The 15050-nt window shown below is 37.7% G+C and carries 16 protein-coding genes; 15 read left to right on the top strand and 1 reads right to left on the bottom strand.

Features of this window, described 5'->3' with window-relative positions; translation table 11 throughout:
• The first annotated feature begins 34 nt into the window (after nt 1-34).
• Entirely contained in the window at nt 35-1489 is a 1455-nt protein-coding gene (locus HU137_RS01595; protein ID WP_182042058.1) for a choice-of-anchor B family protein, read from the top strand.
• Nucleotides 1490-1609: 120 nt separating this feature from the next.
• Nucleotides 1610-2932 carry a hypothetical protein gene (locus tag HU137_RS01590; RefSeq protein WP_182042057.1) on the top strand — a complete coding sequence of 441 codons (1323 nt, stop codon included), beginning with the start codon at nt 1610-1612 and terminating at the stop codon, nt 2930-2932.
• A gap of 206 nt (nt 2933-3138) precedes the next feature.
• On the opposite strand, the gene HU137_RS01585 is transcribed toward HU137_RS01590, so the two are convergent.
• The gene (locus tag HU137_RS01585) at nt 3139-5619 is read right to left on the bottom strand and encodes a putative LPS assembly protein LptD (protein ID WP_182042056.1); all 2481 of its coding nucleotides are present in this window, start codon (nt 5617-5619) and stop codon (nt 3139-3141) included.
• Nucleotides 5620-5797: 178 nt separating this feature from the next.
• On the opposite strand from HU137_RS01585, the gene HU137_RS01580 reads away from it, so the two are divergent.
• The 13 genes from HU137_RS01580 to HU137_RS13040 all read left to right on the top strand — a co-directional run bounded on the left by HU137_RS01580 (nt 5798) and on the right by HU137_RS13040 (nt 14964).
• Nucleotides 5798-7111, top strand: coding sequence for an N-acetylmuramoyl-L-alanine amidase family protein (locus HU137_RS01580; protein WP_182042055.1), 1314 nt, complete (start codon nt 5798-5800; stop codon nt 7109-7111).
• 30 nt (nt 7112-7141) lie between these two features.
• Nucleotides 7142-8098 carry an MlaD family protein gene (locus tag HU137_RS01575; protein ID WP_182042054.1) on the top strand — a complete coding sequence of 319 codons (957 nt, stop codon included), beginning with the start codon at nt 7142-7144 and terminating at the stop codon, nt 8096-8098.
• 6 nt (nt 8099-8104) lie between these two features.
• Nucleotides 8105-9430 carry a (Fe-S)-binding protein gene (locus tag HU137_RS01570; protein ID WP_182042053.1) on the top strand — a complete coding sequence of 442 codons (1326 nt, stop codon included), beginning with the start codon at nt 8105-8107 and terminating at the stop codon, nt 9428-9430.
• 124 nt (nt 9431-9554) lie between these two features.
• The gene (locus HU137_RS01565) at nt 9555-10001 is read left to right on the top strand and encodes an LNS2 domain-containing protein (RefSeq protein ID WP_182042052.1); all 447 of its coding nucleotides are present in this window, start codon (nt 9555-9557) and stop codon (nt 9999-10001) included.
• A gap of 132 nt (nt 10002-10133) precedes the next feature.
• Nucleotides 10134-10925 carry a (Fe-S)-binding protein gene (locus HU137_RS01560; protein ID WP_182042051.1) on the top strand — a complete coding sequence of 264 codons (792 nt, stop codon included), beginning with the start codon at nt 10134-10136 and terminating at the stop codon, nt 10923-10925.
• A gap of 23 nt (nt 10926-10948) precedes the next feature.
• Nucleotides 10949-11197, top strand: a complete 249-nt coding sequence (locus HU137_RS01555) for a hypothetical protein (RefSeq protein ID WP_182042050.1) — start codon at nt 10949-10951, stop codon at nt 11195-11197.
• Complete coding sequence (locus HU137_RS01550) at nt 11163-11486, top strand: type II toxin-antitoxin system RelE/ParE family toxin (protein WP_182042049.1); 324 nt, start codon at nt 11163-11165, stop codon at nt 11484-11486. The genes HU137_RS01555 and HU137_RS01550 overlap by 35 nt, the downstream gene beginning before the upstream one ends.
• Nucleotides 11487-11548: 62 nt before the next feature.
• On the top strand, nt 11549-12115 hold the full coding sequence (locus tag HU137_RS01545) for a hypothetical protein (protein WP_182042048.1): 567 nt from the start codon (nt 11549-11551) through the stop codon (nt 12113-12115).
• A 24-nt stretch (nt 12116-12139) separates the two neighbouring features.
• Nucleotides 12140-12505: a methylglyoxal synthase gene (locus tag HU137_RS01540; RefSeq protein ID WP_182042047.1), complete on the top strand. Its 366-nt coding sequence runs from the start codon at nt 12140-12142 to the stop codon at nt 12503-12505.
• A gap of 67 nt (nt 12506-12572) precedes the next feature.
• Entirely contained in the window at nt 12573-13058 is a 486-nt protein-coding gene (locus tag HU137_RS01535) for an ABC transporter ATPase (protein WP_182042046.1), read from the top strand.
• An 87-nt stretch (nt 13059-13145) separates the two neighbouring features.
• A complete protein-coding gene (locus HU137_RS01530; protein WP_182042045.1) occupies nt 13146-13748 on the top strand; it encodes a LemA family protein in 603 nt (200 codons plus the stop codon).
• A gap of 6 nt (nt 13749-13754) precedes the next feature.
• On the top strand, nt 13755-14186 hold the full coding sequence (locus tag HU137_RS01525) for a TPM domain-containing protein (protein WP_182042044.1): 432 nt from the start codon (nt 13755-13757) through the stop codon (nt 14184-14186).
• Nucleotides 14167-14964 (top strand): TPM domain-containing protein, encoded by a 798-nt coding sequence (locus HU137_RS13040; protein WP_220457167.1) that lies wholly within the window; start codon nt 14167-14169, stop codon nt 14962-14964. Before HU137_RS01525 ends, HU137_RS13040 begins: the two co-directional genes overlap by 20 nt.
• Nucleotides 14965-15050: the final 86 nt, after the last annotated feature.

Raw genomic sequence — 15050 nt, 5'->3', positions numbered from 1 at the left:
TTTCACCCTTAAAAATTTAATTAACACATAGAAAATGAAAAAATTACTTTTACTTTTTGCCATTGGCGCAAATGCCATCAACCTTATGGGACAAACTCCCTGTGAAAACGGAATGGCTGGGAATTATCCTTGTAATGGATATGATTTGCTATCTCAACTTTCCTTAAATGTTTTGGCAGGAAGCAATCAGGAAAGTGGAAATGACAGTTGGGGATGGACAGATCCTGATTCTGGAAAGGAATATGCCATTGTTGGGCTTACCAATGGTACAGCTTTTATAGATATTTCCGATCCTATCAATCCTATTTTTTTAGGAAGAGTAGAAACGGAAACTTTTTCCAGTGTTTGGAGAGATATTAAAGTCTATGGAAATTATGCTTTTATCGTAGCAGATGCTGCCGGTAATCATGGAATGCAGGTTTTTGATTTAACGAGGTTGAGAAATGTCGCAAATCCGCCGGTTGTTTTTGATGCCGATGCACGCTATGGAGGAATTGGAAGTTGCCATAATATCGTGATCAATCCATCTGAGCCTTATGCTTATTTGGTAGGTTGTGATGATTTTTCAGGTGGAGCAGTATTTGTTGATATTTCAGATCCTCTCAATCCTCAAGGAGCTGGTGGTTATGCAGATAGCGGCTATACCCATGATGCGCAAGTTGTTACTTATGATGGTCCTGACGCAGATTATACCGGTCGTGAGATTTATATAGGTAGCAATGGAAGTTTTGGGAGTAATAACAAAGTGGTATTTGTGGATGTAACCAATAAAAACAATCCGGTTTTAATTTCTGATATTGATTACGATAGTCCCGGATATACGCACCAAGCTTGGCTTACAGAGGATTCAAATTATTTATTATTGGGCGATGAATTGGATGAGCAGAGCTTTGGGATCAATACCAGAACCATCATTTTTGATGTTCAGGATTTGGATAATCCACAAGTTCACAATGAATATTATGGCCCAACTGAAGCCATCGATCATAATGGATATGTTTTGGAAGATAAATTTTATTTGGCCAATTATACAGCAGGACTACGTGTAGTGGATGTTTCTAATGTAGCGAGTTCAAATAATGCGATGGAAGAAATAGGGTATTTTGATACCTATCCGCAAAGCAACGTGGCCGATTTTGACGGTGCGTGGAGTGTTTATCCTTATTTTGAAAGTGGAAACGTCGTCATCAGTGATATTTCAAGAGGTTTCTTTTTGGTACGTCCAAGTGACGGAACCATGGGCGTGAACGATATGAATATGGGCACTTTTTCTATTTATCCAAATCCGGCAACATCATTTGCCAAATTGGTTGCAGGAAAAAATGCTCAGATAGAAAGTGTGAAGGTTTACAGCATTTTGGGGCAAGAGATTTTTACTCAAACCCGGATCAATCAAAAAGAATTTACATTGCCTGTAACTAATTTTTCAAAAGGAGTTTATATCGTAAAAATCAATGAAGGAGCTACCAAAAAATTGGTCGTCCGATAATTGTTGAAAAACAGAAAAATGAAACCGACATGATTAAAATAATCTTTAAACACACAGCGTAATGATTATTTTAATCATCTAAGGTTGCATGTGTCAATTAAAAAAATTAAAAATATACACATGAAATTAGTATTTAAAATATTGATGTCAGGAATTTTGGTCTGGAGTTGTTCAAATGACGACGTTTCATCTTCTTCTGATGAAGAATTTGCCAACGAAATCGAATTCACCCAAACTCTAGGTGGTTCAAAAAACGATGATGCAAGAGCGATTATCAATACCCTTGATGGTGGTTATGCCATTTTGGGATCAACCCAAAGCATGGACGGTAATATTACCGATAAAAATGACGATAGTTATGATTTTTGGCTGATTAAATTTGACAATCAAGACAGTGTCCAATGGACTAAAACCTATGGTGGAAGCCAGAATGATCATGGTTTTGATTTGGTTCAATCGACAGATGGAGGTTATGCCATTTTGGGGTACAGTCAGAGCAGCGATGGAGATGTAAGTGAAAATGCAGGGATGTCAGATTATTGGATTGCCAAATTGGATGCTGAAGGAAATTTGCTTTGGGAGAAATCATTTGGATATGTGGGTGGTGATGCAGGAACGGTTCTGACTCCGACGCATGACGGTGGTTATTTATTGACCGGCGTGCTGGACGCATTTGCATCTGGTGGAGAGGGAAATACTTTCAATAAACATCCTGGTGGAAATTATTGGATGATCAAATTGGACGCACAAGGAAATAAGGAATGGAGTCGTCATTATGGCGGATATTTCACAGATACAGCCTATGGAGCGATCCAAACAGAAGATGATGGTTATATTATCGTCGGTTCTTCAGATAGTTATGAAGTAGAGTTGTTTGACAACAAAGGAACTTATGATGTTTGGGTGATTAAAATTGACCAAAATGGAGAATTGGTTTGGAACAAAAACTTCGGAGGATCTGGGATCGATGAAGCACGAGCAATTACAGACTCCGGTGATGGGAATTTCATCATCATAGGTGATACAAGAAGCAACGATCAAGATGTGCCGGAAAACAAGGGATCTGCAGATTTATGGATGATCAAAATGAATCAGGATGGAGAAATTCTTTGGAGTAAAACCTACGGCGGAACCGGATTTGATGTAGGTCGTTCCGTGATGAGAACCTCTGACAACGGCTATTTGGTTTCAGGAAGTTCAAAAAGTGGAGATGGAGACGTAGGACAAAATCAAGGTTCAAATGATGCCTGGATATTAAAAACTGATTCAAATGGGGAATTGTTATGGCAGAAATCAGTTGGTGGAACTCAATTGGATTTCGCTTTTGATGCCATTCAAAAACCGGACAATACCATTGTCGCTGTCGGGAATTCGGCCAGTAGTGATGGGGATATTTCCACGAATAAAGGTTTGGATGATTTGTTGATTATCAAATTGAGATAATGTTTATTTGAAATAAATTGAAACCGGAGACATTGTTTCCGGTTTTTTTTATGCACTGATTTTAAGGAGAAAATCTATATGGAAATTTTTTAATAATCCATAGGCCATAAAATTTTATGAATGATTTATTTAGACTAATTTTTTGGGTCAGAAAACTAAATCAAAGATTGTCCATATGAGTAGGAGAATTGTTTTATGAAAAAGAATTAGAAATTTCCACCTCTCAATTGTGTAGAAGCATTTTGGTCGTATTTCACTGCATCCTTCAGGATGTTGGCTTTGATACCGATAAAGAAATCCCATGTTTTGTATCGGCCAAATGGCACCCAAGAAAAGGAAATATTAAAACTTCTCAAATCACGGTTAAACGAAATTCGAGCTTGGGAGAATTCTTTTGAACGGAAATCATAAGAAGTAGAAGTGCTCAAGCTCCAGAAAGGAGATGGTGAAACAGAAGCATTTAGCGCAAGGACAGTCGCATGTGTGCCTTCTCGGTTATCTCCTCGTGTGTAATTATGTGTAAAATTTAAGCCCAATTTCCAAGGAATCGAAAAATGAGCATAATCCTCATCATCAAAATAGAAATTCTCATTTCTAACTTCACCTCGCTTTTTGTATTTTTTTGAATCGATTTCTCCGCCACCAAAAGTTTTATTGTCAAAATTATAACCGAAATTGATGCTGTAACTGCTCAATCGAAAAGCACCAAATTCATTGATAGGCGTTCCGATGGTTTCTCCTTCTTCAAACACGATTTTATATGGATCAAATGATGCTCGGTACTGTAAATTCAATTTCTGATTGAACAATCTGGTCATACCCGAAATGTTGATATCAGACCAATTGAACTCATCAACCGCCATATTATAGGAAGACGTAATGTCCAAATATTCAAATATTTTGATTTTTGAAAAACCGGTCGAATCTGTTTTGGAACGAACTTTCATCTCCAAATTATTGCGCAAACTGAAATTTAATGAAGCATTTTGACCAGTCGGTGGTGCTCCATAATAACCTCCCTCAAATCGTGAATACAAAACTTTTCGACCATCAGCACCTCGGTAATAATCATAATATCCCCATTCTTCCGTCCCGAAATCAGGTCTGTAACCAAGCCCAACCGTAGGTGAAATCACGTGACGAATTCCCTTGATCATTGCATCTTTATCTTCCGGTGCCAGATAAGTTCCATATAGATTGGTCGTTACACTCGCTCCCATATTAAATGTACGGTAGGAATCAAATCCATTCTGATCCAATTCGGCAACTTCTTCTTCAATTGGATCATAATATTTTTCAAATGTTTTTAAATACCATGTTTCTTCATATCCGGCGGTAAAAGTGATTGGGAAATAAGACCCAAGCGTCATACCCGTGTTCAAATCGACCCTGTGGCGGGCTCCATTTTTGGCTTCATCCCACATGCGGCTTGTAAATAAATCATCTTCCGTTGTATTGATGCTGTTGATGACATTTAAATTATAACCTACTGCCAAATTTTTAATCAATCCTTTTTTGCTTCCTGCTTTTGGCGCAAACGGATAAATCCGACTCATGTTAAAAGTCAATTGTGGAAGCATAAATTGCATGACTCCAGTGTTGAAATTGGAGTTGTTAGAAGCGGTCAATGCCAAACTGAAAGGAGAATTTGGAAAAGTTTTGTTAACCGAAATCGACGAACTACTATTGTTTTGGTAAACATTTCCGTTGATGATGTTCCCATTATTGATTCCATCACGGTAATACCTTGAACTCTGGTAATTGATGCTCGCATTAAAAATCAAATTGGGATTGGCCTTTGAATCTTGTGAATGTCTCCAGGTTAGTGAATACAACTTGGTTTTGGAATAATCATCTAGTCCTTTTATTCCCGTAATTCTGTTTTGGTAATCTAGCCCAAAACTACCGTTGTATCTGTACCTTTTTTTGTAGGTGGAATTGGCACGAATTCCCCAACTTCCTTTGGTGTAAATATCTGCCAAAATAGAAAGATCCAAATATTCACCAACCGGCAAATAGAAACCGAGACCTTCTAAGAAAAATCCGACATCATTTCTTTCCCCAAAGGAAGGAATGATGATACCGGCAGATCTCGTTTCACCCATCGGTAAATAAGCAAATGGCAACGTCAAAGGAGTAGGTACATCATAAATTCGCATATTGATAGGGCCAGTGACCATGGCTTTGTTTTTACCGTCTATGAATTTTGCAGTCTGAGTGCGCAAAACATAATCCGGATCATCCGTTTTTTTATCCTTAAAATAGGTATCAGTTGTATAGTCTGCACCTCGGATGTACATCGTACTATCGTTGGCTCTCTTCACTCGATCACCTATGAGGACGCCTTCTCCTTCCACCATTCGGACATTATAAGCAATTCCGACTTTGGTTTTGAAATTGATTTTGAAGCTATGTTGCTCGTATTCAGTTCCGGCTTGTTTAAAAATGGTAGGTTCGGTAATCATGCCGAGCGAATCCCTTTTTCCATCGGCATATACATCGCCGGTCTCCCAATTGATCTCGATATAGTCCGCGCGGATTTCCATATCGGTATACTGAACGATGGCATTTCGGAGCAAATAACTCATCTTTTTGCGCCATTCATGAATTTGATCATCAGAATTATAAACCAAAATATCTTCCAACCTTTCTTCCCGAACGGTATCAATTTTGATGGTATCTACCACATTTATAGTAGAATCCGTCTTACCCGGAGATTCGGGCTCGACTTGCGAAAATCCCTTACTGTTGAAAAGCAGTAGAAAAAATAATGCAAATAGATATTTAAAAAATCTTTTATGCAAAGTAATAAACTTATTTTTGCGCTAAATCGTGTCAAAAGTAATCAAAAATTGTGGCTGAATAATGAGATTAACAAGGATTAACAAACAAATTTTATTATCATTTCTTTTAACCCTATTTCTGGGAGTGTCTATAAACGCCCAAAAAAAGTCATTTACCATCGTAATTGACGCTGGACATGGCGGGAAAGATTCGGGAGCCAGAGGTGTAGTAGAAGATGAAAAACACATCGTACTGGATGTTTCTTTGAGATTGGGTAAAATGATTGAAAAAGAATTCAAAGATGTACAAGTGGTCTATACACGGAAAACGGATGTGTTTCTAGAACTTTGGGAACGCACGCAAATCGCTAACCACCATCATGCCAATTTGTTCGTGTCCATTCACTGTAATTCAGCTACCAATCGCAGTGCGTATGGAACGGAAACCTTTGTGATGGGACTAAGTAGAAGCAACGAAACCATGGATGTGGCCAAGCGGGAAAATAGTGTGATTTTATTGGAAGACAATCAGGAAAAATACCAAAAATTTGACCCGAATGATCCGGAAGCTGTCATTGCATTTGAAATTATGTTCTCAGCTTTTAAAGACCAAAGTTTGGACTATGCCAGATTGGTAGAAGAAGAATTTGTGAAAAATGGTCGTTCCAGCCGTGGTGTGAAGCAAAGTAATTTTCACGTCTTGCGTACCAATGGTTCTCCGGCTGTTTTAGTCGAACTTGGATTTATTTCCAATCAAGATGAAGGAAATTTCCTCGGTTCAGAATTAGGAAAAAGGAAAGCAACAGAAAGTTTATTTGAGGCGTTTAAAAAATTTAAAAAAGAATACGACCGTAAAAATGGTATCACAGGAGAAGAAGAAGTTAAACCCAAAGAAGTTGAAAAACCGGTTGCGGGTAAAACCTTTAAAATTCAAATCTTAGTTTCAAAAAATAAATATGGACCAAGTGCCAAACAACTCAACGGTTTGACCGGAGTTGAAGTGGTTCAGTTCGGAGATGTATTTAAATATTATTATGGAAATACCAACCTGGCTTCTGAGCGCGATGATTTATTGGCTTATGCGATTAGAAAAGGATTTAAAGATGCCTTTGTAGCTGAATTCATCAACAATGAAAAACTGGAAGGAAACCAAAATTACCGTATCCAGTTCCTAGCTTCCAATAAAAAATACCGGGATCGTGATAATAAATTTGGAGGTTTGAAAAATGTGTTGCGTGTGAAACAAGGAAATATGCACCTATATTTCTATGGTTCAACTAAAACCTATGAACAAGCCCAAAAAGATTTAAAATTGGCACAAGACAAAGGATTTAAGTCTGCCATCATTGTCACTTTTGACGGAGAAAAGTTAATTGATGAATCGGCCAAAAAATAATCCGTAATTTTGGCCAAAAATTTTCGAAAAATGAGAATCACAAAAGAAGTGAAAACGGGGTTTGTCGTGATTGTTACATTGGTAGCTTTCTATGCTTTATATAATTTTTTAAAAGGGAAAAACCTTTTTTCAGGTGGAAATACATACTATGTCAAATATGAAAACGTAAGTGGTTTAGCTCCTTCAAAACCTGTTACTGTAAACGGTTTGCGCATCGGTAGAGTCGATGAAATCAAAATCATCGACAACGTTTCGCCCATTTATTTTGTGGTGACCATCAAGCTGGATAGAGATTTAAATTTTTCAACCAATACAGAAGCTGAAATTTATGAGCCGGGACTGATGTCCGGCGCCGAAGTCAGGTTGTTAATGGATTATCAAGGTCAAACTGCTGAAAGCGGTGATACACTAAGAGGTAAAGTGAAGTCCTCTTTGACTGACGTTTTTTCAAAAGAATTGGAACCTACCAAACAAAAATTGGATTCGCTTTTGGTGACCTTTAATTCTACGATGGGAAGTGTAGATAAAATGCTCGATGAAGAAAATCGTCAAACGCTGAAGCAAGTTTTGAAAAATTTAGATGCAACACTGGTTTCATTTGGACAAACTTCAAAATCCCTGACCCAAACTTCTGACCAAGCCAACCAAATGATTGCCAACAACAATGAACAATTGAAAGCAACCCTGGCTTCGGCTGAACAAACCATGGATAAATTTGGGACGGTTGCCAATAAGTTCAATAATTTAGAATTGGAAAAAATTATCAAAAACTTTGAAGAAGCATCTACCAAATTAAATACTACGCTTGATAACGTAAACAACAGCAAAGGCACGCTGGGAGCGCTTATGAACGATCGTGAGCTCTATGATAATTTGGCTAGAACATCAAATACGCTCGATGAACTATTGGCCGATTTGAAAGAAAATCCCAACCGATATGTTCAATTTTCTATCTTTGGTAAAAAGCAAGCGCCACCAGAAGAATAATAATGTATGCAATACATCGATAACATCCTGTTTACCTTATTGTTAGTTTTTGCGGTTTGGTTTTTCAGCCGAAACGTTAAAAAACTGATTCGCAATATCAAATTGGGCAAACCCATCAATCGTTTTGATCGTCCTGCTGATCGATGGAAAACCATGGCTAGAGTAGCGCTGGGTCAAGGAAAAATGGGCGTTCGTCCCATTCCCGCTATCCTTCACGGTTTTGTTTATGTCGGTTTTCTTTTGATCAACATCGAAGTCATGGAAATCCTCATCGACGGGATTTTTGGGACGCACCGTATCTTTGGATTTTTAGGCGGATTTTATAAAGGAATGATCGGTTTCTTTGAAGTATTGGCCTTGTTGACCTTGATTTCTTGTGTTATTTTTCTCATCAGACGAAACATCGTCAAAGTCAAACGTTTTCTGAACCCTGAAATGAAAGGTTGGCCGAAAAACGACGCCAATTATATTTTGTACATGGAAGTTGCCTTTATGGTGGCTTTGTTGACGATGAACGGAGCCGACACAGCTTTGCAAAAATTAGGCGCTGATCATTATTCCCAAACCGGAAGTTTTTTCATCAGTGGATGGTTGACCGAACCGTTTTTAAGTGGTTTGAGTGAAACAACTTTAGTGGTAATCGAACGTATTTGTTGGTGGTTTCACATCGTTGGAATCTTATTCTTTTTGAATTATTTATACTATTCCAAACATTTGCACATCATTTTAGCTTTCCCCAATACGTATTTTTCCAAATTATTGCCTAAAGGCGAATTTACCAATTTAGCATCCGTTACCAACGAAGTGAAATTGATGATGGATCCCAACGCAGATCCTTTTGCAGTACCGGCTGAAGGAGCAGAAGTAGCCGTTCCGGAAACCTTTGGAGCAAAAGATATTTTTGACCTAAATGCCGTTCAACTTTTGAATGCTTATACTTGTACCGAATGTGGGCGTTGTACTTCGGAATGTCCTGCCAATATCACCGGAAAGAAATTGTCTCCACGTAAAATCATGATGGATACGCGTGATAGGTTGGAAGATGTCAGCAAAATCATCGATGAAAAGGGAAAATGGGAAGATGATGGGAAAATGTTGGTAAACGATTATATTTCTGCCGAAGAACTTTGGGCTTGTACGACTTGTAATGCTTGTACCCAAGCCTGTCCGATCAACATCGATCCGCTTTCCATTATCATCGATTTACGTCGTTATTTGGTGATGGAACAGTCTGCTGCTCCACAAGAATTGAACCTGATGATGTCCAACATCGAAAACAACAGCGCACCATGGCAATTCAATCAACAAGATCGTTTGAATTGGGTGGAGTAATTTGTTGATTTTTCAATTAATTTTTGATTTGTTTATAAATACTTGAATAAAATCTGAGATTTTATACGATTAAATTTAGTATTCTTCTATTTTTACGATCTGTTTGAAATTTAAGAAATCGATCATGAATACCGAAGAAGTCAAAAAATTATTGCAAGAAAAATTACAAGATGGAGAGCACATCAGTCCGGTTTTGCCAGAAGGGATTAAAAATTATCTGATAGACATAGACGGTACCATCTGTGATGACATCCCAAATGAAGAACCGGAGCGCATGCTTACGGCTGAAGTTTATCCAGATGCTTTGGAAACTTTAAATTGCTGGTATGACGAAGGGCATGTTATCTTTTTCTTTACTTCTCGAACGGAAGCGCATCGTGGATACACAGAAACCTGGTTGAAAAAACACGGATTCAAATACCATGGAATTCTTTTTGGAAAACCAAGAGGCGGAAATTACCATTGGATCGACAACCATTTGGTGAAAGCCACCCGATACAAAGGAAAATTTACTGATTTGATCGAAAAAGAAGTGACCATCGAGGTTTTTGATGATGATTCTGGGTTGTAAATTTTTAATTATATAGAATTTCTTATTTATATTATTTCCAAATTCTCAATAAATATGGTTTTGACAAGCTATTGCTTGTTTTGAAAGATTGATAAATTAGAAATTTTCTTACTTTTGGTTCAAACTTTTTTCATGGCAGAATTACAGGTAAAAACGATGGCGCAATACATGGCCGAAGGAACTCAACCCGAAGTCCTTTTTTGGGTAGGATGTGCCGGGAGTTTTGATGACAGGGCCAAAAAAATCACAAGAGCTTTTGTGAAAATTATGAATAAAGTAGGGATTGAATTTGCCGTTTTGGGAACGGAAGAAGGCTGTACAGGTGATCCTGCAAAACGCGCCGGAAACGAGTTTGCATTTCAGATGCAAGCCATGATGAACATCGAAGTCCTCAATGCCTACGAAATCAAATCCATCGTGACGACTTGTCCGCATTGTTTCAATACCTTGAAAAATGAATATCCATCTTTGGGTGGAAATTATGAGGTGCTTCACCATTCTCAATATTTACAAAAAATCATCAACGAAGGAAAGTTGACCATCGAGGGAAATCAGCCATTTAAAGGAAGACGGATTACGTTTCATGATCCTTGTTATTTGGGAAGAGGAAATAATGTATATGAAGCACCGAGAACTTTGATTGAAAAATTGGATGCCGAATTGGTCGAAATGAAACGTTGCAAAACCCGTGGTCTTTGTTGTGGAGCCGGCGGTGCACAAATGTTCAAAGAACCAGAAAAAGGCAACAAAGACATCAATATCGAACGTACAGAAGAAGCCCTTCAAATCCAGCCCAACATCATCGCAACCGGCTGTCCGTTTTGCAATACGATGATGACAGACGGCATCAAACACGCCAATAAAGAGTCAGAAGTTTTGGTGAAAGATTTGGCGGAATTAATTGCGGAGGCGCAGGATTTGTAAAATAATTCTTTAAATTTGTTAGGATGGATGTCCAAGCCGAAAAATATAAATTAATTGAATGGATCACTTCCTTAGAAGACATTTCCTTAATAGAATTATTACAATCCATCCAACAAAAAACCGCGCTTCATTCATTTAGATTTTCAGATGAAGAAAAGCAAAAAATCCTTCAACTATTGGAAAAAAGTGAAGCCGATATTCAAAATGGAAAAGTATTCAAACATGAAAATGTGATGAATGAATTCAAAGAGCAATATGGAATCGGTAAATAAAGTCATTTGGACTGAAGCTGCTAAATTTACTTTTGAAGAAATACTCGAATTTTTAAAATTCAAATGGGGGCAAAAACAAATTGATGATTTCTATTTTCTGGCCGATAAAACGATTAATAGAATTCAAGAAAACCCTTTGCAATTTCCGATTTATCCAGATTCAAAAAATATTCGCAGAGCATTAGTACATCAAAACGTCAGCTTGTTTTTCAAAATCATTCAAGAAAATAATGAAATTTATCTAATGTTTTTCTTCGACAATCGAAAAAGACCTATGCAATTTCTTTAATGCAAAACGCTAATATTTCACACAAAAATTAATAAATTGAAATATTAAATGAACATTTATCGATGAAAATAATTCCCTTCCTTATATCGACTCTACTCCTGATTTCTTGCTCAAACTTTTATGAATTTTCCAATCCAACAGAAGAAAAAGAAATGTACAGAGCCTTTGAAATGCCTGTTGGAGGAGAAACATTGGAATTTAATGCATACAAAGATTATTATCACGACACCATCAACCTCGATGTCGTCTACATCAATGCCAAAGAATTAAATCAACTCAAAAGATCCACTATTCATTCTTCCAAAAATAAACAAACCTTGTTTTTGCATAATGATACACCTTATTACTTGAACATCATCGGTTATTATTATCCCGATTTATTGTTAAATGAAATTAAAAAGCCCAAAACCCGTTTCCAGTCGATTCCTTTAACATCTGGTTTAGGCTATCAATACGAATTCAATGAAAAACAAATCGCTGATTTTTACATTCCCCATTCCGGTGGTATTTTAAGGTTCATGGCCATTGGAAACCCCGAATGGAATAAAATCAACTCAGAGCGATTTGATAAAGAAATCAATTTCGTTTTTTATGTGATTAATGCGCAGTATTTTAGATTGAAACCTTAATTTTACAAAAATTAAAAGTAAAGAATGGAACTCGCCATCATCGCACACGACGGAAAAAAGGCCGAAATGGTCAACTTCTTGATGCAAAACATCGATAAATTGAAAAACAACAATGTCCACATCATCGCAACCGGAACTACCGGAAGTTTTGTGGAAAAAGCCGGACTTCAAGTAAGCAAAATGCTTTCAGGCCCAAGAGGTGGTGATGCCCAAATCGCATCCAGAATTGCAGAAGGAAAGACCAATATGGTTTTCTTTTTCAGAGATCCGCTGGATAAACATCCGCATGAACCCGATATCAACATGTTGCTCCGTTTATGCGATGTTTGGAATGTGCCGCTTGCGACCAATCCTGCTACGGCATCTTTGTTGATTGATCATTTGAAATAGAGATTTCCTATCAGCTTTTTAGTCGAATTTTATACAAATTCAAGATATTTGTATAAAATTATTTAAGATGAATTTACCATCAGATTCCAAAATATGGATTTTCCAATCCACCCGAAATTTTAATGCAGAAGAAATTTCCGAAATCGAAACAACACTCGATCAATTCATGCTAGAATGGAACGCACACGGAGCGAAATTAACCGCTGCTTATGCCATTCCTTATGATCGATTCATCGTGCTTGCAGTAGATGAAAATGTAGAAATGGCTTCGGGTTGTTCCATCGACAGTATGACCAGAATTGTGAAAAGATTGGAAGAAAAATACAACTTCGGATTGCTCAACCGCATGTTGGTTTCCTATAATTTAGGAGAAGAAATTATCACATTACCATTAAACGAATTCAAACAAAAAGTAAAAAACGGAGAAATTCCACTTCATGCAAGTGTTTTTCATAACGGGATTACATCGCTTGGCGAATTTGAAGAAGGATGGGAATTGCCTATTTCAGAGAGTTGGGTTGGGAGTTTGTTAGATACTGCACAAACTTCTTAAGTTTCAAGCAAATTTAGATTTTAATAAAAAACCAAAAATTAATTACATTTACATTTACAATTCAATTTAAACTAAAAACGAAAACAGATGAAAAAAGGTTGTTTAATCGGTGGAATAGTAGGGCTCTTGGCTTTGGTTGTAATCGGAGTTTTATGGGGCGTAGGCATTTACAATGGGATCATTCCACTTGACAATGCTGTGAAAGGCCAATGGGGAAATGTGGAAACTGCATACCAAAAACGTGCTGATCTTACTGAACAATTGGTTCAAACCGTAAAAGGAGCAAAAGATTTTGAACAAGAAACGTTGACACAAGTAATCGAAGCCCGTTCAAAAGCCACGCAAACGACAATTGATCCGACCAATTTAACTCCTGAAAATATTGCACAATTTCAGCAAGCTCAAGATGGACTTTCTAGTGCTTTGAGCCGTTTGATGGTGGTTGTAGAAAGATATCCGGAATTAAAAGCGAATCAAAATTTCTTAAATCTCCAAACCAGTTTGGAAAGTATGGCAGACGAAATCCGGTTTGAACAAAGAAAATTTAACGATACTGCGCAAGGATACAACAATTATATCCAAAAAGTACCGAACAATATGATTGCAAATTTCGGAGGATTTGAAGATAAAGGATATTTCAAAGCAGCTGAAGGAGCTGATAAAGCACCAACTATTGACTTTTCAAACTAATTTACTTTGAAAGAATTTTCTCTATCCAAAAAGGAAGAAAAAAAAATCATCAAGGCGATTAAAGAAGCAGAGCGAAATACAAGCGGCGAAATCCGTGTACACATCGACGCTGAACCTTCTGAAAATCACCTTGAGACTACCGCTGCGGTTTTTCATTCGCTCAAAATGGACCAAACCAAAGACCGCAACGGTGTTCTTTTTCATGTTTCACCTACAGATCATAATTTCACGATCATCGGCGATCAAGGCATCGATGCCGTAACTTCAGATGATTTTTGGGATGAAATCAAGAAAACCGTAATCAAAAAATTTAAAAAAGGAAAATATGTCAAAGGATTGACACTTGGCATCAAAATGGCCGGTGAAGCTTTACAACAACATTTTCCTTATCAAGACGATGATAAAAATGAATTGCCGGATGAGATCAGTTGGAGTTAGACTAGTTTTTTTATCGTTTTTGCTTTGTGCCATCTTTTCATGGGCGCAGGTTACACCTTATCAAGTTACCGATAAAAATTATGAGCATGAAGTAAAATTGGTGCATGATTTTGGAGAAATTTTAAATCCGGTTGAACGCAGCCAATTGGAAAATAAATTGGTCGCTTTTAACGATTCTACTTCAACCCAAATCGTCGTGGTAACTTTCAAAAATTTGGAAGGTTATCCGATCGAATTGCTTGGAAATGAAATAGGGGAGAATTGGGGCGTTGGTCAAAAAGATAAACACAATGGAATCGTTATCGTGGTAAGCGATGAAGACCGGAAGGTAACTTTGCGAGGCGGTTACGGCCTCCAGGCAAAAATGCCTCCGACGATTGAGAAACTCATCATCGATCGGGAAATGATTCCTTCTTTCCGAAACGGCAATTATTACCAAGGATTGGATAATGCGGTCAATGCCATTCAGCAACAATTGGCTGGTCAATATGAAGCTGAACCCAAATCTTCTAAAGGTGATTTGGGTGGAATTTTGGTCTTTCTATTTTTTGTAGGGATCATCATCATTTTCATCATTATCGCCAGCAAAGGAGGTGGTGGAAGTGGAGGTTCGCGTTCCCGACGAGGATTCAATTGGGGCGATGTGATTTTTACCAGTGGCGGAAGCAGCTCCTGGGGCGGCGGCGGTTCTTCTTGGGGCGGCGGAAGTTCCGGAGGAGGATTTGGCGGATTTGGTGGTGGAAGCTTCGGTGGCGGTGGAGCCAGTGGTAGTTGGTAAATTCTCAAAAATCTTTTTTGTTTAAGGTTTAAAGTTTAAGGTTTCAAGTCTTTATAACTTTACATCTTACATCTTACATCTTACAT

This window comes from Moheibacter lacus, from assembly GCF_014042165.1.
Classification (GTDB): domain Bacteria; phylum Bacteroidota; class Bacteroidia; order Flavobacteriales; family Weeksellaceae; genus Moheibacter; species Moheibacter lacus.
Note: the sequence above shows the minus strand (reverse complement) of the source record. Positions and strands in the feature narration are given on the sequence as shown.